We start from the raw sequence: 25,480 nt of genomic DNA, 5'->3' as shown, positions 1-25,480 counted from the left end.
CGGGGGTTCTCCTCGGGAAGGTGTACTGCGGGGGTCGTGAGGGACGACCGGCGTACGACCGAACTCCGCGGCGAGGGAACCGGCCTTGTCAGGCCTCGCCGCGGCAGCGAAGGAGGAGAAGCTGGTGCCGCATGATGCCAGTGAGTCTATGCACAACCACGCTCGGCCGTCGAACCGGGGGTCTCGATCGGCGAGACACAGAGGGTGACGGTTCCGCGACCCCAGGGTGCTGAAGAAGTGCTGAAGATGTGCGTACTGCGGTCCTTGGCAGGAGCCGTGGCGATGCAAGGATGGCCGGATGGCGGCGCGGGTGCTGGTGGTCGAGGACGCGGAACCGATCCGCACCGGCGTCGGAATCGCGCTGACCGAGGCGGGCCACACGGTGCGGACGCGGGCGGACGGCGACGGGTTCGAGCGCGAACTGGCGGAGTGGCAGCCGGATCTGGTGCTGCTCGATGTGATGCTGCCCGGGCGGGACGGATTCGAGTTGCTGACGGTGGCGCGGGAGACCTCGAACGCAGGTGTGATCCTGCTGACCGCGCGCGATGGGGTCGAGGACCGGCTGCACGGGCTGCGGACCGGGGCGGACGACTATGTGGTGAAGCCGTTCGTTCTTGCCGAGCTGATCGCGCGGGTCGAGGCTCTGCTGCGGCGGATGGGCCGGGTCCGGACCGTGCTGGAGATCGACGACCTGGCAGTCGATGTCGAAGCCGGGCTGGTACGGCGGGCCGGGCAGGAGATCGAGCTGACGGCGACGGAGTACAAGCTGCTCGCATTCCTTGCCGGGCGCAGCGGGAAGGTGGTCGGCAAGACCCAGCTGCTGACCGCGGTCTGGGGGTACGACGATTACGCGGCCAACCTTGTCGAGGTACATGTGAGCGCGCTCCGCCGGAAGCTGGAGGCGCACGGGCCGCGATTGCTGCACACCGTCCGCGGTTCGGGCTACGTCTTGCGGCCGCCGTCATGAGGGCGCTGCGTACGGCGTCCCTGCGGGTTCGCGTGACGCTGACGGCGATCGCCGTACTGCTCGTTGTGCTGCCGGTGACCGGGCTGGTGGTGAAGGCGGTCTTCGACGCGCAGGCCGAACGCAGCCTCGACTCGCTGCTCACCGGCCGCGCGCAGCTGGCTCAGCAGCTCGCCCGGCAGAACGTTGCCCCGAGCAACCTCGTACGGCGGATCGACGCGGATGGGGTCCGGGTCACGCTGATCCTGCGATCGGGTCAGCAGCTCGGCGCGCCTCCGGTCGACCCCGGTGGGACTGTCCGGCAGGTGCGCGCGACGCTGCAGACGGGGCAGCGGACTCGCGGTGCGACGTTGCTGTTGTCCGCGGACACGGCGTTGCTGTCGGATGCGAGTGCGCGGCTCCGGACGGTGCTGCTGGTGTCGGGTGCGGCGGCGATCCTCATCACCGCGCTGGCGTTGATCATCGGGATGAGGTTCGCGCTGGCACCGCTGGATGCGATGACGGGACTAGCGCGATCGATCGTGGCCGGGCGGCGAGGCGAGCGGCTGCAGCCGGAGCGCGCCGACACCGAGCTCGGGCGTACGGCGGCTGCCTTCGACGAGATGCTGGATGCGCTGGAGGGTGCCGAGGGCTCGGCGCACCGGTCGGAGGACCGGATGCGCGAGTTCGTCGCCGACGCCGCGCATGAGTTGCGTACGCCGGTTGCCGGGTTGCAGACCGCTGCGGAGACGTTGATCCAACTCGGCCCTCAGGCCCCGGCCGAACGTCGCGAAGAGCTCGAGCTCCTGCTGGTCCGCGAGTCCCGGCGCGCGGGCACCCTCGTCGCCGACCTCCTGGAGCTCAGCCGCATCGACGCCGGCCTCCAACTCAACCTCTCCCAGGTCGACCTCCGCCACCTCGCCGAAGCCCAGGCCGCCCGAGTTCGTCTCGTCGCACCCGAAATGACAGTCGAGGTCATCGGCACCGGCACGGTTGCCGGCGATCCCGAACGACTGGCACAGATTCTCGCCAGCCTCCTTGACAACGCTCGGCAGGTCGGCGCCCGCGCCCTCCGGATTTTGGTCGGCCCGACAGGCCTGCTGGTCGAAGATGACGGCCCGGGAGTACCGGTCGAGGTCCGCGAGCGGATCTTCCAAAGACTCGTGCACGGCCCCCAGAGCAAGGGCGCAGGCCTCGGACTGGCCATCGCGCGAGGTGTTGCTCGAGCACATGGTGGTGATCTGACAGTTGGCGACCGCGCCGACGGTCGGCGCGGTGCCTCCTTCAAGCTGTGGCTCTCAAACCCTCAGTAGGCCGTCGATGGTGGTTTTGTGGTCGGGGAGGATCTTGGCGGGTTCGGTGCCGAGGACGTCGCGGAGGACGGTGGCGTAGACGTCGCGGAAGTCCGTGGTCACCTTCAGATCACCGTTGGACAGATCGGTGAGACTCGGCTGCTCGCCGAAGAAACCACCGGACACCTTGTCCCCGACCACGAACACCGGACCGGCAGTGCCGTGATCCGTCCCGTCACTCCCGTTCGCGTGCACCCGCCGCCCGAACTCGGAGTACACGAGCACCACCGCGTTCTTCCCACGGTCCGTCTTCCGCAGCCGCTGGACGAACGGCGTCACCGCAGCGTCCAGCTCGGTCAGCAGCCGCTGCTGCGTCCCGCGCTCGTCCGCATGCGTGTCGAAGCCCCCGAGCGAAGCCGAGTAGGCCCGCGTCGGCACACCCGCCTCGATGAGTCCCGCGATCAGTTCGAGCTGCGCCCCGAGCTGCGACGTACCGCCCGCCGATGCTCCCTGCGTGCGCTGCTCGTCCTCGTCTTCCTCCTTCTCGTGGCCGGTGCGCACCGCGTTGCCGAGCACCTTCGTCGCGTCCTGCAAGTCCTGCACCGCCTTGGCCGCCCGCGCCTGCCAGTGCCCCTCCCCCGGACTCGGCTTGCCCAGCGCCGCGTACGCCGTACCGAGCGCACCCTTGGGGAGCGCCAGCCCGCGCAACGGCAGCGACGCGGCCGCGGTGGTCTCGCCGGCCAACAGCGGCGGAAGGGTGGGCTCGACCGATACGGCCCGGAGCGGATCGGCGCCGGTCGCGTCCAGCCAGCGGCCGAGCCATCCGGTCGGGACCGGCGACTTCGGTGACGCCGTCTGCCAGATCGCCATCGAACGGAAGTGACTGCGATCCGGCTCGGGGTACCCGACGCCACGCACGATCGCCAGCCGCTTGTCGTCCCACAGACCCTTCAAGCCCTTCATGCCTGGGTTCAGGCCGAGCCCGTCTCCCAGATCCAGCACCTCGTTCTGCTCGTACGCCAGATCCGGACGCGCCTTCTGGTACGCCGGATCGCCTGCGGGCACGACTGTGTTGAGTCCGTCGTTGCCGCCGTACAAGGTGATGACGACCAGCACGGACTGGTCGCTCGGCAGTGGATTGTCGACCGCCGCGGCCATCAGGTCGGACCAGTTCACCTGCGTCGCCCCGACAGCCAGCGCTCCGGCTGCTGTCACACCGCTGAGCGCCAGGAACCGCCTTCTCGTCAAGTTGTCCATCGGTCCTCCTCGGCCGCTCATCCGCTGACCACGTACTCGGGGGTGCAGGCGGCGAGCGCCGTCAGCTGCTTGGGGTCCTTCACTCCGGCCAGTGCCGTCTTGGTCCGCTCGGTCCAGGCATCGACTCCGAGCAGGGTCGCGACCGCGGCCACCTTGTCCTTGGCGCCTTCCACTGTGGGGATCTCGGCCTGTTTCACCAGGTGCTGGGCCAGCTGCAGCCGGGTCACGCCGGCCGACGTCGTCAGCCAGCTCGCACCAGCCGGCCAGCCTCCGACACTCGGCGGGCGGAACGGCAGCTGTCCCATGCCACGCAGTCCGGCCAGCAGCTTGGTCTGCTCCTTCTCGGCCAGCTTCCCCGGCTGGATCCGCAACGCCCGCAGCAATCCGGCCGCCCACTCCACCGGCTGCTTCACCAGCGCGGACTCCGCATCCCGGAACGCCGCCTCGGCAACCATTGCCGTCAGCAACGATCGGACGTTGCGCTCGGCACCGTACGCCGTGGTCAGCCGGGCCACCGTGGCCGCGTCCGGTGGCGTCGCCGACACCAGCCGGAACCACAGCCGCCCGATCACGAAGCCGGCCGAGGCGGGTTGCGCGAGCGCCAGCCCGGCAAACCCTTTGGCGTCGAAGTTCCCGGTCTTGCCGAGCAGCGTCTTCGAGCCGGAGTCGAACCGCTTCCGCTGGAGTGTCGCGCCCTTCCCGTCGCGGTCGAGCACCCACCCGGTCAGGCAGCGCGCGCCCTGCGCGACATCGGTCTCCTGGTAGTGGCCGATGCCGAGCGTGAAGAGTTCCATGTACTCGCGGGCCAGGTTCTCGTTGGGCGAACCTTTGCGATTCTTCTGGCCGTCGAGCCAGCGGATCGTCGCCGTGTCGACAACCATCGCCTGGGCCAGGTCGCCGAACGGTCCGAGGGCATGCGTGCGCTGCGTCTGGTTCTGGGCCAGCATCCACGCGGCGTTGCGGACCTTCTGATTGCTGGTCGCGAAGTGCCCGTGCCAGAACCAGGTCAGCCGCTCACTCGCTGTCCGGCTCGCGACCATCCGGTCCAGCCACCACACGGTCAGCGTCCGCTCCTGCGCCGCCCGGGCCTTCGCAGCCGCCTTCTTCGCGTCCTTGTCCTTCTTGGCGTCCGGATCCTTCTTCCCCATCGGTGGCGGTGGCACCAGCCCGGTTGGTGGCGGCAGGGCGGCGGCCGCCGCGTCCGTCGCCGGACCCAGCAATCGCCGCAGCGTCGCGTCGAACCCAGCCGTCAGGTCCCCGGGCGCCGGCCCGAATCCGAGCCGGTCGTTCAGCCGCCGTACCGCGGCCCGCTCGCTGATCTCGGTCATACCCCGATCGTTTCCAGCCGGGTCCGCCCGGACCAGTCTCCGGCGGCTTTCTTCAGCCAACCCACAGGTCTGGGTAGACAGTGTCTATCGAGATCCTGTAGACACTGTCTACGTGATCGCTCTCGGCCTCCTGACCGCATCCGCCTGCTGCCACGCGGCGTGGAACCTACTGGTGAAGAAGACCGCCCGGACCGACCCGGCGTTCGTCTGGCTGTGCGGTCTCGTCACCCTCCCGCTCTCGGTCGCTCTGCTCATCTGGTCAGGCCTGCGAGGCAGCCTCGGGACGGCTTGGTGGTCCGGACTGGTGAGCATGCTTCTGCACACGACGTACGCCGTCACGCTGCAGAAGGCGTACGGCGCAGGCGAGTTCTTGACGGTCTACCCGGTCAGCCGGGGCGTGGCTCCCGTCCTCGTGACAGTCGCGGCGATCCCATGGCAGGGCTGGCCGGCAGCGCGGGCGTGGGGTGGCGTCGTACTGGTGGTGTGCGGCGTGCTGGTGATGGACGGACTGCGCCGGCACCGACGGATGGCACTCGGTCTCGGGTTGGGGTTGGCGGTCGCGGCCTGCACTGCCGCCTACACGTTGTGGGACGGGTTCGCCATGACGTCGCTCGGCGCCAACCTCGTGCCGTACCTCGCGATAGCCAGCGTGGCCCAGATCGTCATGTTGTCGACAATCCTCGCATCGCGTCGCAGCGAGCTCCGTGGCGTGCTCGCCCACTGGCGACAGGCGATACCGATCGCGATCCTGACGCCGGCCAGCTACGGGCTCGTGCTGCTGGCGCTGTCCGTCACGTCCGTCGGCACCGTCGCGATCGGCCGCACCCTCAACGTCGTCCTCGGCGCGGTGGCCGGCTTCGTCGTACTCCGCGAGCGACTCAGCCGCACTCGCCTCGCGGGCCTGGCCACCGTCGTCGCCGGCGTCCTGATCGTCACCACCTGAGACGGAACAGTCTGAGTTGCCTTCAAGCGTGCTTGAAATCTTAAGCTTCTTGGTATGACACGAACTCTCGCGGACCGGATCGGCACTCACGGGCTGGGCGTGCTGGTCACGCTCAAACGCGACGGGCGGCCGCAGTTGTCGAACGTCACCTATGTGTTCGACGGCGAACGGATCCGGGTCTCGCTCACCGACGGCCGGGCGAAGACGACGAACCTGCGCCGCGATCCGCGCGCCAGTCTGTACGTCGACGGTCCCGGCGGCCGCTCGTACGTCGTACTGGAAGGCAAGGCCGAGCTCAGTCCGGTGGCGGCGGACCCACACGATGCGGTCGTCGAGGACCTCATCGACTACTACCGGACCGCGTCCGGCGAGCACCCGGATTGGGACGACTACCGCCGCGCCATGATCGGTGAGAAACGCTTGATGTTCTCGATGGTCGTCGACCACGCCTACGGCATGCCGCAGCCCTGAGTGGGGAACTTCTCCACGGCGGATAAACCACTCGCGGTAACCGACGGCGTGGTGGACTCTGTGGGCGTGGAGATCACGAGACTGTCACCCGACGACGAGGCCGGGTGCATCGATGCCGTAGCCGTGCAGAACGCCGGCACGAAACTGGACTGTCCGGAGATGCTGGACACGACCCCACGAGGGTTCGCCAACATGCTCCGGTACGGCTGGCACATGGATCCGGAGCAGGCCTACCTGGCCCGGGACACCGACGGCACCGCGATCGGGCTGCTCGGGGTGTCGCTGCCGACGTACGACAACCTGAACCAGGTGTGGATCGACGTACAGGTCCATCCGGACCATCGCGGTCGCGGAGTCGGCTCCGCGCTGATCGAGTACGCCGAACAAGTGACCCGGGACGCCGGCCGGAACGTGGTCGGGTTCGGCGGGTACGACCTACCGAAGGCGGAAGCGTTCGCGCGGCGGCACGGCTACGAGCAGAAGGCGATCGAGGTGAACCGTCGCCAAGACCTCGACGGCCTCGACTGGTCGAGAGTGCAAAGCCTGTACGACGGCGCCGTCGCCCGCTCGTCGGGGTACGAGTTGGTGAAGATCACCGGAGCGCTGCCGGACGAGTTGCTCGAGGGCATGGTCGCGGTGACCGAGTCGATCAACGACGCGCCGAAGGACGACCTCGACATGGAGGACGACGTCTACAGCCCGGAGCGGTTGCGCGCCTACGAAGAGGCGCAGGTCAAGAGCGACCGGACCATCCACCGGGTGATCGCCCGGGAGAAGGCGACCGGTGAGTTGGCCGGCCACTCGACCATCACGGTCGAGCGCGAGCGCCCGCACATCGGCATCCAGAACGACACGGCCGTCTCGCGCGACCACCGTGGCCATCGCCTCGGCGCGCTGCTCAAGTCAGCCATGCTGCTGTGGATGCGCGACGAGGAACCGGCGCTGGGCCTGATCGACACCTGGAACGCCGAGTCCAACGACCACATGATCAGCATCAACGAGCAACTGAACTACCGCATCATCGCCAGAATCCTGGCCTACCAGAAGACGCTGTAGTTCACCTCGGGTGGCCGAGCCCGAACAACTCGGCCACCCGGAGCGTGAGCTCGTCCTCAGTCCGGCCGCCGTCGACCACAACGCTGGTCAGCCCGAGCCGCTCCACCTTTGCCGCGACCCGCTCGGTGAACATCCCGTCCCGCGACAACAAGTTGCCCAGGGCCCGCTCCGGTGCACTCGTCCGTCCGGCGATCGCCCACAAGGACCCCCGCTGCTCAACCGCCATCCGCCGGAACTCCGGGGTCGGCAGCAACCAGACGCCCTGCCGCCGATCGGCCAGCAGAGGTTCGACCAGCGCGGGCAGCAGGCGGAATCCTTCCACCACGATCGGCTCCGGCGGCAACTGCAGCAGATCGTCGACAATCAGGTCGAACGCCTCGCCCCGGAACCAGTGTCGTAGAGCCGGACGCCGAAGCGTTCGGCCAGGTGGCGGCGATGGTGGACTTGCCGCCACCCGTACCGCCGCCGAGCCAGAAGACGTGGGACAGGCCGTTCACAGGGCCTGGAGCAGGGTGACCTTCATGCGGTTGGTGACGGTGAAGCCGAGGGAGTTGTAGAGGCGGATGGCGTTGGTGTTGCCACCGCTGGTGTGGAGCATCGGGGTGCGGCCGGCTGCCGTGATGTGGGCGGCAACCGCGCGGATGAGGCGGGTGCCGAGGCCCTGACCCTGGTAGGACGGGTGGGTGCAGACGGCACTGATCTCGGTGTGGTCCGGCAACGCGAAGCGGGTGCCGGCCATCGCGATCAGCTCGCCCTCGCGACGGATGCCGAGGTAGGTGCCGAGCTCGATCGTGCGGGTGCGGAACGGCCCAGGATCGGTGAGAGCGACGAGCGCGAGCATCTCGGGTACGTCGTCCGGACCGAGCCGGACCGCCTCCGGGTCCTCGGCCGGGAGGTCTGCCGGCGCGACGAACTGGACCAGGTCGATGTGCAGGTCCAGCTTGAAGCCGTCAGGGATGGGGAACTCCGGCCGCATCAGCGCGGCCGTGGTCCCCGGGCCGAGCAGGACGGCCGCGTCGGCCCAGTCCTGCGGCGTCGGGTCGTCCGGCAGAGCGAGGAATGGCGCGACCGCGGGCGGATACCGACGGGCGTTGCCGCGGACTTCGGCGAAGCCGGCGTGCGGACCGGTCAGAGCGGCGTACACAGGATTGGTCAGCACTCGGTCATCCCCCACGACAGATTGGTCAGAACCCCAGTTTGCGCAAGTGCTTCGCGTCTGTCTGCCAGTTTTTGGCGATCTTGACGTGCAGGTCGAGGTACACCGGCGTACCGAGCAGCGCCTCGATCTGGTGCCGGGCGGCGGCGCCGACCTCGCGCAGGCGGGCGCCCTTGTGGCCGATCACGATGCCCTTCTGGCTGTCCCGCTCGAGGAAAATGTTCGCGTAGATGTCCAGCAGCGGCTTGTCCTCCGGCCGGTCCTCGCGCAGGCCCATCTCGTCGATGGTGACCGCGATCGAGTGCGGCAACTCGTCCCGGACGCCCTCCAGCGCGGCTTCGCGGATGAGCTCCGCGACCAGCATCTCCTCGGGCTCGTCGGTGATGTCGCCGTCCGGGTAGAGCGCGAAGCCCTCCGGCAGCAGCTTCACCAGTTCGTCCGCGACCACGTCGACCTGGAAGCCCGATGTCGCCGACACCGGGACGACCGAGGCCCACTCGATGCCGGCCGACTCCCCCAGCGCGGCGATCTCGGCCAGGTGCTCGACCATCCGGTCCGGCTCGACCAGGTCGGCCTTGGTGGCCAGGGCGACCTTCGGGGTCTTCGCGACCTTCGCCGCCTCGTTGACCAGGAACCGGTCGCCGGGCCCGATCTTCTCACTGGCCGGCAGGCAGACTGCGATCACGTCGACCTCGGCCCAGGTGGCCTTCACCAGGTCGTTGAGCCGCTCGCCGAGCAGCGTGCGCGGCTTGTGCAGCCCTGGCGTGTCCACCAGCACGAGCTGGGCGTCCGGCCGGTGCACGATGCCGCGGACCGCGTGCCTGGTCGTCTGCGGCTTGGACGAGGTGATGACGATCTTCTGGCCCACCAGGGCGTTGGTGAGCGTGGACTTCCCGGCGTTGGGGCGGCCGACGAAACAGGCGAAACCGGACTTGAACGGCTCAGGTGTGGACGACATCGCGGACCTCTCCGGTGCCTTGGGCAACTACTACGGGGATGGCGGCGCCGGCGAAGTGACGGACCACGTTGACGTCGACGGACTCCGCGTCGGTGACCACCGCGGCGGCCTCGAGACCCTTCACGCCGGACGACAGGGCCATCGCGACCGCGAGTTGCAGCGCGGTCAGCTCGACCGTGTCGAGCGCCACCGTGCAGGCGGCGTACGTCCGCCCGTCGGAGTCGCGCACGGCCGCACCCTCGGCCGCCCGGGTCCGGGCGCGGGTGGCGCGGGCGAGCGTGACGAGTTTGGCGTCCTCGGCCGAAAGGTCTGACAACACGTACTCCAAAGAAAAGGGGGCGATCCGGGATCAGGCGGGCTGGTGGTTCTGGTCCTGCGGCCGGGTCGCGGTCTCGACCCGTCGCACCAGCACAGTACCGACCTGGTTGCGGCGCCCCGACGGCCGCTCCGCCGTCAGCGACAATCCCTCGATCTCCACCTCGGCGCCGGGGATCGGCACCTTGCCGAGCAGCTTGGCCATCAGGCCGCCGACCGTGTCGACGTCGTCGTCGTCCAGCGGTACGCCGAACAGCTCGCCGAGCTCGTCGATCGGGAGCCGGCTGGAGACCCGGTACGCGCCGTCGGACAGCTCCTGCACCGAGTCCGGGTCCTCGTCGTACTCGTCGGTGATCTCGCCGACGATCTCCTCGAGGATGTCCTCGATCGTGACCAGGCCCGCCGTACCGCCGTACTCGTCGACGACGATCGCGACGTGCATCCGGGCCGCCTGCATCTCGCGCAGCAACTCGTCGACCGGCTTGGAGTCCGGCACGTACATGCACGGCCGCATCACCGACTCGACCCGCTCGGTCGACTCGGCCTGCGCGTTGTCGTAGACGCGGCGCATCACGTCCTTGAGGTAGACGACGCCGAGGATGTCGTCCAGCGACTCACCGATCACCGGGATCCGCGAGTAGCCGGAGCGCAGCGCCAGCGAGGTGAGCTGGCGCAGCTTCTTGTGCCGCTCGATGTAGACCATGTCGGTGCGCGGCACCATCACCTCGCGGACGATGGTGTCGCCGAGCTCGAACACCGAGTGGATCATCTGCCGCTCGCCGGACTCGATCACCGCGGACTTCTCGGCGTAGTCGACCAGAGCGCGCAGCTCCGCCTCGGTCGCGAACGGGCCCTCGGCGAACCCCTTGCCCGGGGTGAGCGCGTTGCCGAGCAGGATCAGCACCTTCGGCAGCGGGCCGAGCACCCGGGTCAGCGCCATCACCGGACCGGCGGAGATGATCGCGAACCGGTCCGAGTGCTGCCGGCCCAGTGTCCGCGGGGCGACGCCGATGATGACGTACGAGACCAGCACCATCACCACCGCGGTGATCAGGACGTGCTCCCAGGTGACGTCGAAGACGTTCGACAGCGCCTGGGTGACCAGCACGATCGCGGTGATCTCGCAGCTCAGCCGGAGCAGCAGCAGCGAGTTCAGGTACCGCGGGGCGTCGGACAGCAGGTCCCGCAGCCGGACCGCGCGCAGGTTGCCCCGCTCGACCTGCTCGTTGGCCCGGACCTTCGAGTACGACGACAGCGCCGCTTCCGCACCAGCGAACAATCCGGCGAGCAGCACGAGCACCGCGGCCACGACCAGCAGGACGAGGTCCTGTGAGCTCACCGGAACGTCACTCCTGTCCGGCCAGCTGGTTCGCCGGCGCTCGCCAGGCTTCCAGCAGGCGGCCCTGCACGTCCCACATCTCCGCCTTCTCGGCCGGCTCGGCGTGGTCGTAGCCGAGCAGATGCAGGATGCCGTGCACGGTCAGCAGCTCCAGCTCGGCCCACGTGCCGTGCCCGGCCTTCGCGCCCTGGGCGGCCGCCACGGTCGGGCACAGCGCGATGTCACCGAGATGACCGAGCGGAAGATCCGAGTCGTCGCCGTTGTCGGCGGAACCCGGCCGCAGCTCGTCCATCGGCCACGACATCACGTCGGTCGGACCGGGCAGGTCCAGGAACTCGACGTGATACCGCGCCATCGTGTCCTCGTCGACCAGCTTGATCGACAGCTCACACTCCGGGTGCAGCCGCAGCGACGACATCACGAACCGGCTGAGCCGCATCAGTCCGTTCGCGTCGATCTCGACCCCGGACTCGTTGTTGACCTCGACGTTCATCTGCGCGGCTCGCCATTGCCTTCGTAGTTCTCGTAGGCGGAGACGATCCGGCCGACCAGCTTGTGCCGGACCACGTCGTGGGAGGTGAGCCGGCAGAAGGTCAGGTCCTGGACGCCTTCGAGGATCTCCTGGACGACGCGCAGACCGGAGTTCGTGCCGGTCGGCAGGTCGACCTGGGTGACGTCGCCGGTGACGACCATCTTCGAGCCGAAACCGAGCCGGGTGAGGAACATCTTCATCTGCTCGGGCGAGGTGTTCTGCGCCTCGTCCAGGATGATGAAAGCGTCGTTCAGGGTCCGGCCGCGCATGTAGGCCAGCGGCGCGATCTCGATCGTGCCGGCCGTCATCAGCCGCGGGATCGACTCCGGGTCGAGCATGTCGTGCAGGGCGTCGTACAGCGGCCGCAGATACGGGTCGATCTTCTCCGACAGCGTGCCGGGCAGGAAGCCGAGCCGCTCACCGGCCTCGACGGCCGGCCGGGTCAGGATGATCCGGTTGACCTCCTTGGCCTGCAGCGCCTGGACCGCCTTGGCCACCGCCAGGTACGTCTTGCCGGTACCGGCCGGGCCGATGCCGAACACGATGGTGTTCTTGTCGATGGCGTCGACGTACCGCTTCTGGTTCAGCGTCTTCGGCCGGATGGTGCGGCCGCGGCTGGACAGGATGTTCTGGGTCAGCACATCGGCCGGGCTCTCGGCCGTGGCGGACTTGATCATCGCGATGCTGCGCTCGACCGAGTCGGCGGTCAGCCCGTGCCCGGTGCGCACGACCGCGATCAGCTCGTCGATCAGCCGCTCGGCCAGGGCCAGCTCGGCCGGCTCGCCGTTCAGCGTGATCTCGTTGCCGCGGACCATGATGTCGGCGGCGAACTCCTTCTCGACGATGCGGAGGAACTCGTCCCGGGCTCCGAGCAGGGCCACCATGTCGATGCTGTTCGGCACGACGATCTTGTGCGACGCCTGCGCGCTGGTGGCGGCTCCGTTGGACTGGGACAGCTCATCGCGTCCGCGGCCGTTCGCGCGCGCCTCCGGTTCGATACTGCGTGGCCTGGACAGCCTGTTCCTCCTGATGCCGATGATGACTGACTTACCCATGCTAGCCGTCTCCCCCGACAGCCTCACTTGTAATTCGCCTCAACACCCCGAAACGAGGCCTGGCTGTTGTCAACCCGGGGGTGTTGTCAACCTGGAAGGGGGTCTCCGCGTCATCGTGTCGTGGCGCAACCAGCCGTGGTGTACGAAGAGTGCGTGACACATGAGTCCTCGTGGGATGCCGACGAGGCGTTGACGGCTGTCTACACGGCGCACTACACGTCGCTGGTCCGGCTCGGCGCCCTGCTGCTGCGCGACACCGGTACGGCGGAGGAGATCGTCCAGGACGCGTTCGTCGCCATGCACGGCCGCTGGCACCGGCTGCGCGACCCCCACAAGGCCCTCGCGTACCTGCGCACCGCGGTGGTGAACCGCTGCCGCTCCCGCCAGCGCCACCTGGTGGTCGTCGACAAACACACGCCCCGCTCGCTGCCGGACGCGCCGAGCGCCGAACAGGCCGCGCTGCGGACGGCCGAGACCGACCGGGTGATCGAAGCGATGCGCACCCTGCCGGAGAAGCAACGCACCGTGATGGTGCTGCGGTACTACGGTGACCTCTCGGAAGCGGAGATCGCCGACACGATGGGCATCAGCCGGGGATCGGTGAAGAGCCACGCCGCGCGGGCGACCAAGTCGCTGCGCCAGCTCCTGGAGCAGAACGTATGAACGAAAATCCGAACGACTCGTTCGACGAGCTGATGCGGCGGGCCATGCACGAGGAGGCCGACCGGGTCGAGCCGACCGACTCGCTGCCCGAGATCCAGGCCCGCGCCCGGGCCCAGCGCCGTACGACATCCCGGCGTCCGTGGGTGCTGACCGCCGGCGCCGCCGTGGTCGGCACCGCCGCCGTGATCGGCGCCTTCACTGTCCTCGACAACAACACGAACACCGCCGGAGACAGCGGCGTCGCAGCGGGCCCCAGTACGACGTCCAGCGCTTCCGCACTGCCGTCGTCGACCGCCCCACAGGCCGGCACTTCACCGAGCCAGGCGCCGCTGACAGAACCGCCGACAGCGCAGGCGACCACGGTGCCGAAGGATCGCCGCGGTACGCCGGAGCCGATGGGGAGGGGGACCCTCGTCCCCGTCTACTGGCTCGGCGACAAGGCCGCGGTCACTCCCGCTCCAGGTGCAACGACCAAGGCCACGCCGAAGGTCCGGCTCTACCGCACCTGGGCGAAGGTGAGCGGTCGGCCCGCCGTCGAGGCGGTCCGGATCATGACGTCAAAGCAGTCCGGCGACCCCGACTACTACTCGCTGTGGCGCGGCGCCGAGATCAACACCGTCACCAGGTCCAGCGGCACGGTCACCGTCGACTTCAAGCGGCTCCCGACCACGAAGCTCAACCCGGAGACCGCCGACGTGGCCGCCCAGCAGCTGATCTACACGGTGCAAGGCGCCCTCGACGACAGCAGCCAGCAGGTCCAGATCACCCAGAACGGCGAGGCCGGTGCGCGGTTGTTCGGCCAGGTCGACACCAGTACGCCGCTCAGCCGCGCCCAGGCAGCCAACGTCCAGGCGCTGGTCTGGATCACCTCACCGGCGCAGGGTCAGTTGACCAAGTCGATGGTCACCGTCGAGGGCACGGCCGCGGCGTACGAGGCGACGGTGAACTACCAGGCCATGAACCTGAAGACCCGCGAGGTGCGGAAGGGCTACACGAACACCAAGGAGGGCCAGAAGTTCACGCCCTTCGCCTTCAACCTCAAGCTCACGCCCGGCCCCTGGCAGATCGAGGCGTTCCTGATCTCGCCCGCCGACGGCTCCACCACCGACGTCGACTCGAAGACCATCGAGGTGCGCTAGCTCCAGCGGGAGCGGGACAGGAGTGCGGCGGCTGCGGCTACGCCGGCCGTCGAGGTACGGAGGACGGTGTCGCCGAGGCGGATGGGCTCGGCGGTGAAGGTCGCGAGCTCGGCCGGGGCGATGCCACCTTCGGGGCCGATGACGATGACGATGTCGCCCTCGGTCGGGAGCTCGAGTGAGGCGATCGGCGTCTTGGCTTCCTCGTGCAGTACGACGGGCAGTGCCGCGGCCGACAGTAGTCGCGCGACATCCGGCGTACTGGCGATCGGCTCGACGGTGGCGAACCAGGAACGGCGGGACTGTTTGCTCGCCTCGAACGCCCAGGCTTGCCACTTCGCGTACGTCTTCGCGGCCCGCTCGGGGTTGCTGCGGAACTGACTCCGCTCAGCGTTCCACGGGACGATCACATCCGCCCCGACCTCGGTCAGCATCTCGACGGCGAGCTCGGCCCGCTCGCCCTTCGGCAACGCCTGCACCACCACCAGCCGGGGCGAGGCAGCCGCGACCACACCACGGTTGTCCACGGCAACTGTCACGCCGGCCTTGGATGCAGTCGTCACCGCCCCCTCAGCCCAGACCCCCCGCCCGTCGGTCAGCCGAATCCGCTCGCCCGGCCCGATCCGCCGAACAACTGCGGCATGCCGTCCCTCAGCACCACCCAAGGTCAGCTCGTCCCCGCCCAGATCCTCGGAGAAGAACACCGCCACGCTCACCGCGACTCCCCTCCCTCAGCAGGTGCCCGGCACGTGAGGTTGCTCAGCGCCGCCGGCGGGTGGCTGCTGCGCATCTAGTGGGCGCCGAAGGCGTCGCGGAGACGGCCGAAGACACCCTTGTGGGCGGCTTGGACCTGACCCTGCGGCCGCTCCTCGCCACGAGCCTCGGCCAACTGCCGGAGCAGGTCGACCTGGGAGTCGTCCAGCCTGGTCGGTGTCTCGACGATGACCTGGACGATCAGGTCGCCGCGACCCGCGTGCCGCAGCCGCGGCACACCACGAGCCGTCAGCGTCATCGCCGTCCCGGACTGTGTGCCGGGCCGGATCTCCAGCGGCGTGGTCTCGCCCTCCAGCGTGGGCAGGTCGATCGTGGTGCCGAGCGCGGCCGCCGTCATCGGCAGCGTGACCGTGCAGTGCAGGTCGTCACCGTTGCGGCTGAAGATGTCGTGCGGCTCGACCTCGATCTCGACGTACAGGTCGCCGGCCGGGCCGCCGCCGGGGCCGACCTCGCCCTGGCCGGACAGCTGCACCCGGGTGCCGCTGTCGACGCCGCCGGGGATCTTGACCGTGACGGTCCGGCGGGACCGGACCCGGCCGTCGCCGGAGCACTCGACGCACGGGTTCGGGATCGTCGTACCGAAGCCGCGGCAGTTCGGGCACGGCCGCATGGTGCGGACCTCGCCGAGGAACGACCGCTGCGTGTGGGTCACCTCGCCGCGACCGTGGCAGATCTCGCAGGTGACCGGCTCGGAGCCGGCCGCCGCCCCGGACCCCGAACAGGTCGGGCACAGTACGGCGGTGTCGACCTTCAGCTCCCGGGTGGTGCCGAACGCTGCCTCGGCCAGGTCGATCCGCAGCGGGATCAGCGCGTCCTGGCCGCGCCGGGTCCGCGGCCGCGGCCCGCGGGTGGCCCCGCCGGTCTGGCCGAAGAAGGCGTCCATGATGTCGGTGAACGTGAAGGCCTGGCCGAAGCCCGCGCCACCCGGGCCGGCGCCCGCGGTCGCGAACGGGTCGCCGCCGAGATCGTGCATCTGCCGCTTCTGCGGGTCGCTCAGCACCTGGAAGGCGCGGCCGATCTCCTGGAACTTGTGGTGCGCGTCCTCGGAGTCGTTCACGTCCGGGTGGTACTGGCGTGCCAGCTTGCGGTACGCCTTCTTGATCTCGTCCGGCGAGGCGTCACGGCTGACGCCCAGGACGGCGTAGTAATCGGTGCTCATACTCCAAGCCAGGGGTTGGTGTTAGTCATTTATGAGTCCGCCAGGATCTGGCTGACGTAGCGCGCGACGGCCCTCACGGCGCCCATCGTGCTCGGATAGTCCATGTGGGTCGGGCCGACGATGCCGAGCGTGGCCAGCGCCTCCGACTTGGACCCGTAGCCGGTCGCGACCACCGAGGTGGTGGCCAGTTCCTCGAACGGGTTCTCGTGCCCGATGCGGACCGTCAGGGTCTGCGGGTTGGTGGCCTCGCCGAGCAGTTTGAGCAGGATGACGTGCTCCTCCAGCGCCTCCAGCACCGGCTTCACGTTCCGCTCGAAGTCGTCGCCGTACCGGGTCAGGTTGGCGGCGCCGCCGACCGCGATCCGCTGCTCGCCGACCTCGTCGGTGAACGTCTCCAGCAGCGTCGTCACGATCGCCGCGACCAGTGGCCGGTCAGCCGGCGCGAACAGGTCGGTGACCGCGGCCAGGGACGTGGTCGCCTCGGTGAGTCGCTGCCCGGCGAGCGCGGTGTTCAGCCGCGAGCGCAGGTCGGCGATCAGTTGCTCGTCGACGTCGTTCGTCTGCTCGACGATCCGCTGCTCGACCCGACCGGTGCTGGTGATCAGCACCAGCAGCAGCCGGCGCGGGGTCATCGTGACGACCTCGATGTGCCGGACGCTCGAGCGGTTCAGCGACGGGTACTGCACGATCGCGACCTGGCGGGTGATCTGGGCCAGCAGCCGGACAGTACGGCGTACGACGTCGTCCAGGTCGACCGCGCCGGCCAGGAACGAGGTGATCGCCTTCTTCTCCGCCGGCGACAGCGTCTTGACCGTGCTCAGCTTGTCCACGAACAGCCGGTAGCCCGCGTCGGTCGGGATCCGGCCGGCGCTGGTGTGCGGCTGGGTGATGTACCCCTCCTCCTCCAGCGCAGCCATGTCGTTACGCACGGTGGCCGGCGACACTCCCAGGTTGTGCCGGTCCACCAGCGTCTTCGAGCCGACCGGCTCATGGGTCGCCACGTAGTCCTCGACGATGGCGCGGAGAACATCCAGCTTGCGATCGTCCAGCACGCGCACCACCTCCCTCGCCTCGACCGTACGACTCAGTGACCCCTTGGCACTCAGCTGAACCGAGTGCCAGTCTACCGAGCCGTAGTAGCTCGCACCGACGCGTGACGGCGTGGGACGGGTCTCAGGCGAGCTCGGGGGACGCTCCCAACGGTACGGCGGAGGGCCGGGTGACCGTGCTCGCGACATCCACTGGCTGGTCCTGGGCTGCCGCTTCGAGCAGGGACTCGAGTACGTCGAGGACGTGGTAGGCCAGTGCACCGTCGGCCCGGTGCGGCCGGCCGGTGCGGACCGCGCGAGCCATGTCCGCGACCCCGACGCCGCGGCCAGCCCCGGCATACCCGCCGGCGACCGGGACCTCGGTCCAGTCGCGGTTGGCCGCGGTCGCGATCTCGACCTTGCCGTCGAACCCGTTCGGGTCCGGAACGGACAGGCTGCCCTCGGTCCCGTGCACCTCGATCCGCGGCAACCGCGCGGCCCAGACGTCGAACGACATCAGCACCGTGGTCAACGCACCCGACTCGTGCTCCAGTACGCCGGTCACGTGCGTCGGGACCTGGACCGGGAACGTCTCGCCGGCGCGTGGACCGGTGTGGATCTTCCGCTCCTGCTTCGACTGACCGGCCCGCGCGGTGACGCGCCGTACCGGACCGAGCAGGGTGACCAGGCTGGTGACGTAGTACGGACCCATGTCGAGGACGGGACCGCCGCCGGGCTGGTAGTAGAACTCCGGCGCCGGGTGCCACAGCTCGTGTCCGGGCGTGACGAAGGACGCCGTGGCAGCCGTCGGTACGCCGATGTCGCCGCGGTCGATGACAGCCCGGGCAGTCTGGGTGCCAGTGCCGAGCACAGTGTCCGGTGCGCAGCCGACGCGGAGGTTGTTGGCGGCGGCGTACTTGAGCAGCGGCTCCGCCTCGGCCCGGTCCACGGCCAGCGGCTTCTCGCCGTACACGTGCTTGCCGGCTTCGAGCGCAGCCTGGTGCACCGGCGCGTGGGCGGCAGGGATGGTCAGGTTCAGCACGATCTCGACGTCGTCCGCGGCGTACAGCTCGGCCGGAGTCAGCGCCCGGATGCCCGGGTTGCTGTCGGCGATCGCCTGCGCGCGGCTGACGTCCAGGTCGGCGACCGCGACCACGTCGACGCCGGGCAGCTTGGCCAGGTGGTCGAGGTACGTGCCCGAGATGACGCCCGTACCGACGATGCCGATGCCTGTCACGGTGCCCGTCACTTGCTCGCCCACAGCAGCCCCCGCTCGACGATGGTCCGCACCTCGGGTACTTCGAGATCGTCCAGCTTGTGGCCGACGGTGCAGACGAAGACCTTGCCCGCGCCCCACGTCCGGGTCCAGACGGCCGGCATCACGGCGCCCTCGATCCACGGGTAGTCCGGGTGCGAGCTGAACGTCGTGGTGGCGAGCACGGTGTTGGTCGGGTCGTAGTGCACGTAGTACTGCTCGGTGTGGACGTCGAAGTGGGTGATGCCCTCGACGATCGGGTGATCGGCGACCACGTCGACGCGGTAGTCGGTGAAGCCGTGCGGGTGCGAGATGAACTGCCCGCCGGTGATGAAGCTGTAGTCGGCGTTGGCGCGGAACGAGTCGACGATGCCGCCGTGCCAGCCGGCGAACCCGGTGCCGCGGCGGATCGCGGCCTCCAGGCCTTTGAAGTGGTCGGCGTCGATCTCGCTCATCGTGACGCACTGCAGCACCAGGTCGGTGCCGTCCAGGTCGAGGTAGCTCTCGGTGCTGTCCGAGACGGTCACCTCGTAACCGTTCTCTTCCAGGAACGGGATGAACAGCTCGGTCGCCTCGACCGGCGAGTGCCCTTCCCAGCCACCCCGGACCACCAGTGCACGTCGTGTCGTCACGCCGACCGCCCTTCGAAAGTTTCGCTGCCGAGTTCGGAACCGTTGCGAACCGCCACCGTGACCCTAGGCCCCGCCCGACCGGCCTTCAAGTCTTGATCCGCCCCCTGGATAGGGCTTGCTCGGCGTGAGGTGCCGAGCAAGTAGGGTCGTTGGCATGAGTACGTGGGCCGAGGTCGGGGATCGCTGCTGGGTCCGCCGGTACGACGAATGGGACCTCAACGTCGGTGTAGTCGCCGGAGAACAAGGTGTGGTGCTGATCGACACCAGGGCCACCACCGAGCAGGCCGAGGAACTACGCGAGCACATCCGCGAACTGACTGACCAGACGGTGCGCTGGGTCGTCAACACCCACGCGCACTTCGACCATGTCGTCGGGAACAGCGTCTTCGATCAGGCCGAGGTCATCGCCCACGAGAACGCCGCGACGGCCGCCAACCTGACGGCTCAGACTTTCGCGGTGGCGAAGGTGATCGATCTCGGCGACCGCAGAGTCGAGTTGCTGCATCTCGGAAATGCGCACACCGACGGCGACGTGGTGGTCGTCGTACCGGATGTGGACGTGTACTTCGTCGGCGATCTGATCGAGGAATCGGCGCCACCGTCGTACGGCGAGGACTCGTTCCCGCTGGAGTGGCCGGACACGATCGACCGGGTGATCGGGCTGCTGTCCGGTACGTCGAAGGTCGTCCCGGGTCACGGCGCGGTCGTCGACGCCGAGTTCGTCCGCGACCAGGCCGGCGACCTGGGCACCGTCGCCAACACCATCTCCGGTCTCCACCATGGCGGCACCTCGCTGGAGCAGGCGCTCGCGCACACCGACGACTGGCCGTGGCCGCTGGAGAAACTCCAGGACGCGATCAAGCGCGGCTACGAGGCTCTGGGCACCCCGCGCCGCCCGACGCTGCCGCTGCTCGGCCCCGGCTGATCCCCGAAAGCGCACGGGTCGGCGGTCAAGTTGTAGTTGTCCGTTGACACCGGGTCAGGTTTGCCGCACTTTGTTGCGAAGTGCGGTGCGAACCACGACCGGATGGGGTGGCAACCATGGCAAGTCTTGCGATCGAGCAGACCACTCATCCCGACGGCCGAGTCGAACTGGCCGATCCCGCCGTACTCGCGGACAGTCCGTACGCCAACGCGGAGCTTGCGCCAACGCGATTGCCCGAGCGGCACTGGACGACGTACAACTACGCGGCGCTGTGGATGGGGATGGCGCACAACATCCCCAGCTACCTACTGGCCGCGGGTCTGGTCGCGCTCGGGATGAACTGGCTGCAGGCGTTCATCACAATCACGCTCGGGAACCTGATCGTGCTGGTTCCGCTGCTGCTGAACAGTCACGCCGGGACGAAGTACGGCATCCCGTTCCCGGTCTTCGCGCGCGCCTTCTACGGCGTCCGGGGCGCGAACTTCCCGGCCTTGCTGCGCGCGTTCATCGCCTGCGGCTGGTTCGGCATCCAGACCTGGATCGGCGGCCAGGCGATCTTCGTGATCGTCGGTGAGTTGTTCGGCAACAGCTGGACCGAGGCGTCGGCGGTCAGCGGGCACCCGTGGACGATGTGGCTCAGCTTCGCGTTCTTCTGGGTGCTCCAGATGGTGCTGATCTGGCGCGGCATCGAAGGACTGCGCCGGTTCGAGAACTGGGCCGCACCGCTCGTCACGGTCGCGTTCCTGGCGCTGATGGTGGCGATCCTGGTCAAGGCCGGCGGGTTCGGCCCGATCCTGTCGCAGCCGTCGAAGCTGGGCTGGGATGCCGACTTCTGGAAGATCTTCGCGCCGTCGTTGATGGGGATGATCGCGTTCTGGGCGACGCTCAGCCTGAACATGCCGGACTTCACCCGGTTCGGGAAAGGTCAGCGTCAGCAGGTGGTCGGGCAGATCATCGGCCTGCCGACGACGATGTCGTTCATCGCGCTGGTCTCGATCATCACCACGTCGGGCACCGTCCTGGTGTACGGCGAGGCGATCTGGGACCCGGTCGAGTTGACCCGCCGGTTCGAGAACCCGGTGGTCGTCACGATCGGTCTGGTGATGGCGATCCTGGCGACGATGTCGTGCAACGTGGCGGCCAACGTGGTCAGCCCGTCGTACGACTTCGCCAACGCGGTCCCACGCTGGCTGAACTTCCGAACCGCCGGCCTGGTCACCGGTGTGATCGGCATCGTGATCCAGCCGTGGCGGCTGATCTCCGACCCGTCGATCTACATCTTCGTCTGGCTGTCCTTCTACGGCGGCCTGCTCGCCTCGGTCGCCGGCGTACTGATCGCCGGGTACTGGCTGATCGACCGCACCAGCCTGCACCTCGCCGACCTCTATCTGCCGGGCCGTCGCTACTGGTACTCCGCCGGCTGGAACTGGCGCGCCGTCGTCGCCACCGTCATCGGTTCGGTCCTGGCCGTCGGCGGCGCGTACTCGAACCCTGGCGCCGGCCCGTTCCCGGAGGACGGCCTGATCCCGTTCCTCAAGCCGCTCTACGACTACTCGTGGGCAGTCGGCCTGGTCGCCGGCTTCCTCACCTATCTCCTCTTCACAGTCGCTTCCCCGTCCCGCCAACCCACCACAACCCAAGCCGCCCCCACGTTCTGACCCCACCAACCCCACCCCATCTCCCCCTCTGATGGGTTGACCCACCCGGTGGTGGGTTGGCTACCGCGAATACCGCTGGCCAACCCACCGTCTGATGGGTCAACCCATCGGAGGGTGGGGGTTCGATCGAGGTGCTGTGTGCCGGGGGAGGGCGTGTGGTTGAGGGGGAAGAGAGGTGGGGGCGCATACGGTTGGGCGGTGGCTGACAGGTATGGGAACGACGTACTGAGTGGGGACTGGCGCAAGCCCAAGAACGGGCGGACCGTCGAGGTCGAGATCGAGAAGGGCATGGTCGTCGAGGAGCCGACCTCCGGGTTCGTCGGTGCGATCGTGCGCTGGGAGCACGGCGTGGTCGATCTCGAGGACCGGTTCGGGAAGGTCCGGACGTACCCGCTCGGGCCCGGATTCTGGCTGGACGGCAAGCCCGTCAGCCTGAAGCCGCCGAAGAAGGCCGGGCCGGCGAAGAAGACGCGGACCGCGTCCGGTTCCGTTGCGGTCGACAACGTCCGGGCGAAGGTGGCCCGGGCGAGCCGGATCTACGTCGAGGGCCGGCACGACGCCGAACTGGTCGAGAAGGTGTGGGGCGACGACCTGCGGATCGAGGGCGTCGTGGTCGAGTACCTCGAAGGTGTCGACGACCTGCCCGGCATCGTCAACCGGTTCCAGCCCGGTCCGGGCCGTCGGCTCGGCGTCCTGGTGGACCACCTGGTCGAGGGGTCGAAGGAGTCGAAGATCGCTGCCCAGGTGACCAACCGGAACGTGCTGGTGGTCGGGCATCCGTTCATCGACATCTGGGAGGCGGTCAAGCCGTCGTCGGTCGGGATCAAGGCCTGGCCACGGATCCCGCACGGTCAGGACTGGAAGAAGGGCGTGCTGCAGTCGTTCGGCTGGCCGGCCACCGACCAGGCCGACGTCGCCGCGGCCTGGAAACACATCCTGTCGAAGGTGACCAACTTCGCCGATCTCGACCCGGCGCTGCTCGGCCGAGTCGAGGAACTCATCGATTTCGTGACGCTGGACTGATCTCCGGAATCCGCCGTTCGACCCAGGCCTGGATCCGCCGCCGCGTACGCCGCACGTACCACGTGACGGCACCGAGTACGGCGGTCGCGGCCAGCACCACTCCGGCGAGCACGGCCGCGATGATCCGTACGGCGCTCCGCTCGACGAGCACGGCGACGACCAGCAACGCCACACCGAGCACGATGCCCGCCACCGGCAACCACTGCTCGAAGACCAACGGGCGCTTGGCCGGCGTCACCTTGGCGCCACGGACCAAACGGGTCCACACCGATTGCCGGGCCGGTTCGGTGAACCAGCGCGCGCACTGCAACAACCACGAACCGGGCTTGTCCTTGCGACCAGCCATCGCCTTGACCCAGTTCCCGACCTGCGGCCCGAGTCCACTGGACACGTCGACCATCCGGTCCGCGAGACCCTTCGTCGTCGCCCGGCCCTCGTCGGACTGGTTCAGTTCGTTGCGCATCGTGGTGAGCGCACCGAGACCGGCGCCCATCGGGAAGTCCTGGGCCAGCCGCTGGACGCGTTCCGCGACCGCTTCGACCTTCCAGTCCTCCGCCTTCAGGACCTGCCGTTGCGTCTCCCGGATCCAGTCCTCGTCGGCGCCGAGCATCGCGCCCAGGTGCGCGACGCAGTGCAGCCGGCCCATCAGCCAGTCCCACCGCCGCCAGTCCGCCGCACCGAACGCGCCGAAGTGCCCGACCTGCGACCCGTAGAGGATGCGGTCCTTGAGATTGTTGGCGATCGAGCCTTCCGGCTGGTCGTCCAGCAGCGGCAAGGGGATGTCCGGCCCGAGCCGGAGGAACTGGAACGGCGCACTACGCTGCTGCGGCGTCCGCGCCGACGTACACCGCGACACGATCTCCACCTCGAGCGCGGTCTCGACGAGGTCCCGCCCGACGGCCGCGATCAACTCGGCGAACGTGTCGCCGAGCGCCCGCTGGACCTGCAGGTCGGTGAAGATGTCGTTCAGCCCGACCGCGACGGCCTCGGCGCCACCCGCGGGGCTCAGGTCGAGGTCGGCGGCGGTCAACTGCTCGGTGAGTGCGTCGCGCACAGCCTGTGTTTTCAGCAGAGCATCGCTGGCCGCCATCAACCGGCGCTCGAGCTCGGCCCGTTGCTCCTTCGGCGCCTCGCTGATCTGGTTGCGCAGCGAACGCAGGATCAGCCGTACGACCCGTTCCGCCGCACCGGTCCCCCACAGCCAGCTGGGGTTGCCCTCGGCATCGTTCCGCAGCGGAGCCGTCGAGCCGTCCGGATCGGGCACCCACGGGTGGTCGGTCCCGAGGATCTCGTCGACCTCCTGCTCGGACAGCGCGGTCGCCGCGTCGAGGACGGTCGACTGGTCGTGGCTCGCGATCGTCACCGCCTCCCAGACACCACCGGCGGCGCGACCTCGCGAGTACGTCGGTTGCAACGCCTGCGCCGCCGCCTGCAGCCGGTCCCGCTCGACTGGTTGCTTCATACAACGATCGAAGAGCCGTTGGGTGTCGGACCAGGACGCGTCCGCCTCCAGCAGCAGCCGCTCGAGCTGCTCCACATCGGACCGGAAGTCGACCTCGCGCGGGAACTGTACGGCCGACAGCGCCGCCACCCGCCAGCTCGGTTCCTTCGCCTCCGGCAACGCCGTCGACGCACTCCCGATCCCGGCCGACGGTACGACGTACAACACGTAGCGGCTCGCTCGACCAGCGACCGGTCGCCGGGCCACCACGTCGAGCACCGGACCGAAGGGTGCGTTGTCCAGCACGCCGCCATCGACCAGCCAGGCACCCGACTCCGCGTTCGCAGGCTGCACGCGCGGCGGCGAGTCGGCCAGATTCGGGGTCTCGAGCACCGGGCCGAACGCGGCCGGGAACGAGGCGGACGCACGGGCCGCACGTGCGAGCAGTTTGGTGTCGTTCAGCCCGTTCTTGTCCGCGACCGAGAAGGCCCGCTTCGATCCGTCGTACGTCGCCGCGTTCTCACTCGTGAAGGCGAACAGGTACCGATGGTCGGGTACGACGAAGCGCTGGCCGGCGGCGTCCTTCGCCTCGAACTGCTGGACGCCGAGCCCGGACGCGGTGACGAACAACGTGACCGGCTCCTCGGCCGCCGTCTCGCCCGCGTCGACGACACCCTTGAGCAGACTGTCGAGCTCCTGCAGGAAGTACTTGCCGTCCAGCACCGAGGTGGACTTCTGGCCGGCCGACGGCACCAGCTTGCCGACCTCGAGCGACCCGAGCGCGACCCACTTCTGCCGCAGCCAGGGTCCGTGCTCGCCGTCGGGATCGAGGGTCGAGCCGTTCGAGATCGCTGTCGCGAGCAACGAACCGTTCAGCCCGCCGGCGCTCGTCCCCGCGATCACGTCGACGACCACGCGCCGGTTCTCGTCACCCCGCCGGCACAGCTCACGCCAGCGCTCGGCCAGGACCTCGTCGTACGACTGCGGACCGGGCGCACTGCTGGAACCGGACGCACGCCGGATCAGATCCAGCTCGTGGGTCACCCCACCCATCCAGACGGCCAGGCTGACCCCGCCGTTCAGGACCAGCGCGATCCGGATCTCGTGGTCGGTCATCGGTTCCCTTTCCCTTCGGGACCTC

25 protein-coding genes are annotated in these 25,480 nt (G+C 68.9%); 10 read left to right on the top strand and 15 right to left on the bottom strand.

The window, feature by feature from the left end; genetic code table 11:
• Positions 1-298 precede the first annotated feature (298 nt).
• Both E0H75_RS12640 and E0H75_RS12635 read left to right on the top strand, forming a co-directional pair.
• Positions 299-967 (top strand): response regulator transcription factor, encoded by a 669-nt coding sequence (locus E0H75_RS12640; RefSeq protein ID WP_131513682.1) that lies wholly within the window; start codon positions 299-301, stop codon positions 965-967.
• The gene (locus E0H75_RS12635) at positions 964-2,256 is read left to right on the top strand and encodes a sensor histidine kinase (RefSeq protein WP_165553668.1); all 1,293 of its coding nucleotides are present in this window, start codon (positions 964-966) and stop codon (positions 2,254-2,256) included. The genes E0H75_RS12640 and E0H75_RS12635 overlap by 4 nt, the downstream gene beginning before the upstream one ends.
• On the opposite strand, the gene E0H75_RS12630 is transcribed toward E0H75_RS12635, so the two are convergent.
• Both E0H75_RS12630 and E0H75_RS12625 read right to left on the bottom strand, forming a co-directional pair.
• Positions 2,242-3,492 (bottom strand): DUF1501 domain-containing protein, encoded by a 1,251-nt coding sequence (locus E0H75_RS12630; RefSeq protein ID WP_131513681.1) that lies wholly within the window; start codon positions 3,490-3,492, stop codon positions 2,242-2,244. The two genes, E0H75_RS12635 and E0H75_RS12630, sit on opposite strands and share 15 nt — an antisense overlap.
• A 17-nt stretch (positions 3,493-3,509) precedes the next feature.
• Entirely contained in the window at positions 3,510-4,820 is a 1,311-nt protein-coding gene (locus tag E0H75_RS12625; protein ID WP_131513680.1) for a DUF1800 domain-containing protein, read from the bottom strand.
• Positions 4,821-4,932: 112 nt separating this feature from the next.
• On the opposite strand from E0H75_RS12625, the gene E0H75_RS12620 reads away from it, so the two are divergent.
• From E0H75_RS12620 to E0H75_RS12610, 3 genes are all read left to right on the top strand, one after another.
• The gene (locus E0H75_RS12620; RefSeq protein WP_131513679.1) at positions 4,933-5,763 is read left to right on the top strand and encodes an EamA family transporter; all 831 of its coding nucleotides are present in this window, start codon (positions 4,933-4,935) and stop codon (positions 5,761-5,763) included.
• 54 nt (positions 5,764-5,817) lie between these two features.
• Positions 5,818-6,234, top strand: coding sequence for a PPOX class F420-dependent oxidoreductase (locus E0H75_RS12615; RefSeq protein ID WP_131513678.1), 417 nt, complete (start codon positions 5,818-5,820; stop codon positions 6,232-6,234).
• A gap of 66 nt (positions 6,235-6,300) precedes the next feature.
• Positions 6,301-7,290 (top strand): GNAT family N-acetyltransferase, encoded by a 990-nt coding sequence (locus E0H75_RS12610; RefSeq protein WP_238162983.1) that lies wholly within the window; start codon positions 6,301-6,303, stop codon positions 7,288-7,290.
• 1 nt (position 7,291) lies between these two features.
• On the opposite strand, the gene E0H75_RS12605 is transcribed toward E0H75_RS12610, so the two are convergent.
• The 7 genes from E0H75_RS12605 to E0H75_RS12575 form a co-directional block, all read right to left on the bottom strand.
• Complete coding sequence (locus tag E0H75_RS12605; RefSeq protein ID WP_202872971.1) at positions 7,292-7,615, bottom strand: hypothetical protein; 324 nt, start codon at positions 7,613-7,615, stop codon at positions 7,292-7,294.
• Positions 7,616-7,783: 168 nt separating this feature from the next.
• Complete coding sequence (locus E0H75_RS12600) at positions 7,784-8,449, bottom strand: GNAT family N-acetyltransferase (protein ID WP_131513676.1); 666 nt, start codon at positions 8,447-8,449, stop codon at positions 7,784-7,786.
• Between the two features lie 25 nt (positions 8,450-8,474).
• Positions 8,475-9,404: a GTPase Era gene (gene era, locus E0H75_RS12595; RefSeq protein ID WP_131513675.1), complete on the bottom strand. Its 930-nt coding sequence runs from the start codon at positions 9,402-9,404 to the stop codon at positions 8,475-8,477.
• Entirely contained in the window at positions 9,388-9,723 is a 336-nt protein-coding gene (locus E0H75_RS12590; RefSeq protein WP_131350068.1) for a cytidine/deoxycytidylate deaminase family protein, read from the bottom strand. The genes era and E0H75_RS12590 overlap by 17 nt, the downstream gene beginning before the upstream one ends.
• A 30-nt stretch (positions 9,724-9,753) precedes the next feature.
• Positions 9,754-11,058, bottom strand: a complete 1,305-nt coding sequence (locus E0H75_RS12585; RefSeq protein WP_131513674.1) for a hemolysin family protein — start codon at positions 11,056-11,058, stop codon at positions 9,754-9,756.
• A gap of 7 nt (positions 11,059-11,065) precedes the next feature.
• A complete protein-coding gene (gene ybeY, locus E0H75_RS12580) occupies positions 11,066-11,551 on the bottom strand; it encodes an rRNA maturation RNase YbeY (protein ID WP_131513673.1) in 486 nt (161 codons plus the stop codon).
• A complete protein-coding gene (locus E0H75_RS12575; protein WP_238163019.1) occupies positions 11,548-12,474 on the bottom strand; it encodes a PhoH family protein in 927 nt (308 codons plus the stop codon). Before E0H75_RS12575 ends, ybeY begins: the two co-directional genes overlap by 4 nt.
• A gap of 324 nt (positions 12,475-12,798) precedes the next feature.
• Here E0H75_RS12575 and E0H75_RS12570 point away from each other — a divergent pair, with 324 nt between their 5' ends.
• Together E0H75_RS12570 and E0H75_RS12565 are read left to right on the top strand one after the other, a co-directional pair.
• A complete protein-coding gene (locus E0H75_RS12570) occupies positions 12,799-13,308 on the top strand; it encodes a SigE family RNA polymerase sigma factor (RefSeq protein ID WP_238162982.1) in 510 nt (169 codons plus the stop codon).
• Positions 13,305-14,447, top strand: a complete 1,143-nt coding sequence (locus tag E0H75_RS12565; RefSeq protein WP_131513672.1) for a Gmad2 immunoglobulin-like domain-containing protein — start codon at positions 13,305-13,307, stop codon at positions 14,445-14,447. Before E0H75_RS12570 ends, E0H75_RS12565 begins: the two co-directional genes overlap by 4 nt.
• On the opposite strand, the gene E0H75_RS12560 is transcribed toward E0H75_RS12565, so the two are convergent.
• The 5 genes from E0H75_RS12560 to E0H75_RS12540 all read right to left on the bottom strand — a co-directional run bounded on the left by E0H75_RS12560 (position 14,444) and on the right by E0H75_RS12540 (position 19,292).
• Positions 14,444-15,160 carry a 16S rRNA (uracil(1498)-N(3))-methyltransferase gene (locus E0H75_RS12560; RefSeq protein WP_131513671.1) on the bottom strand — a complete coding sequence of 239 codons (717 nt, stop codon included), beginning with the start codon at positions 15,158-15,160 and terminating at the stop codon, positions 14,444-14,446. The two genes, E0H75_RS12565 and E0H75_RS12560, sit on opposite strands and share 4 nt — an antisense overlap.
• A 74-nt stretch (positions 15,161-15,234) precedes the next feature.
• Positions 15,235-16,377, bottom strand: a complete 1,143-nt coding sequence (gene dnaJ / locus E0H75_RS12555; protein ID WP_131513670.1) for a molecular chaperone DnaJ — start codon at positions 16,375-16,377, stop codon at positions 15,235-15,237.
• A gap of 29 nt (positions 16,378-16,406) precedes the next feature.
• Positions 16,407-17,429, bottom strand: coding sequence for a heat-inducible transcriptional repressor HrcA (gene hrcA / locus E0H75_RS12550; protein ID WP_131350056.1), 1,023 nt, complete (start codon positions 17,427-17,429; stop codon positions 16,407-16,409).
• Positions 17,430-17,550: 121 nt separating this feature from the next.
• A complete protein-coding gene (locus tag E0H75_RS12545) occupies positions 17,551-18,666 on the bottom strand; it encodes a Gfo/Idh/MocA family protein (RefSeq protein ID WP_131513669.1) in 1,116 nt (371 codons plus the stop codon).
• Positions 18,651-19,292 (bottom strand): ThuA domain-containing protein, encoded by a 642-nt coding sequence (locus E0H75_RS12540; protein WP_238162981.1) that lies wholly within the window; start codon positions 19,290-19,292, stop codon positions 18,651-18,653. Before E0H75_RS12540 ends, E0H75_RS12545 begins: the two co-directional genes overlap by 16 nt.
• Positions 19,293-19,446: 154 nt before the next feature.
• Between E0H75_RS12540 and E0H75_RS12535 the strand changes: the two genes are divergently transcribed.
• From E0H75_RS12535 to E0H75_RS12525, 3 genes are all read left to right on the top strand, one after another.
• Entirely contained in the window at positions 19,447-20,217 is a 771-nt protein-coding gene (locus tag E0H75_RS12535; protein WP_131513668.1) for an MBL fold metallo-hydrolase, read from the top strand.
• Positions 20,218-20,333: 116 nt separating this feature from the next.
• Positions 20,334-21,875 carry an NCS1 family nucleobase:cation symporter-1 gene (locus E0H75_RS12530; protein ID WP_131513667.1) on the top strand — a complete coding sequence of 514 codons (1,542 nt, stop codon included), beginning with the start codon at positions 20,334-20,336 and terminating at the stop codon, positions 21,873-21,875.
• 198 nt (positions 21,876-22,073) lie between these two features.
• Positions 22,074-22,898 (top strand): DUF3097 domain-containing protein, encoded by an 825-nt coding sequence (locus E0H75_RS12525; protein ID WP_131513666.1) that lies wholly within the window; start codon positions 22,074-22,076, stop codon positions 22,896-22,898.
• Here E0H75_RS12525 and E0H75_RS12520 read toward each other — a convergent pair.
• On the bottom strand, positions 22,873-25,455 hold the full coding sequence (locus E0H75_RS12520; RefSeq protein ID WP_131513665.1) for a DUF3376 domain-containing protein: 2,583 nt from the start codon (positions 25,453-25,455) through the stop codon (positions 22,873-22,875). The two genes, E0H75_RS12525 and E0H75_RS12520, sit on opposite strands and share 26 nt — an antisense overlap.
• Between the last annotated feature and the right edge of the window lie 25 nt (positions 25,456-25,480).

The organism is Kribbella capetownensis, from assembly GCF_004331485.1.
GTDB classification, from domain to species: domain Bacteria; phylum Actinomycetota; class Actinomycetes; order Propionibacteriales; family Kribbellaceae; genus Kribbella; species Kribbella capetownensis.
Note: the sequence above shows the minus strand (reverse complement) of the source record. Positions and strands in the feature narration are given on the sequence as shown.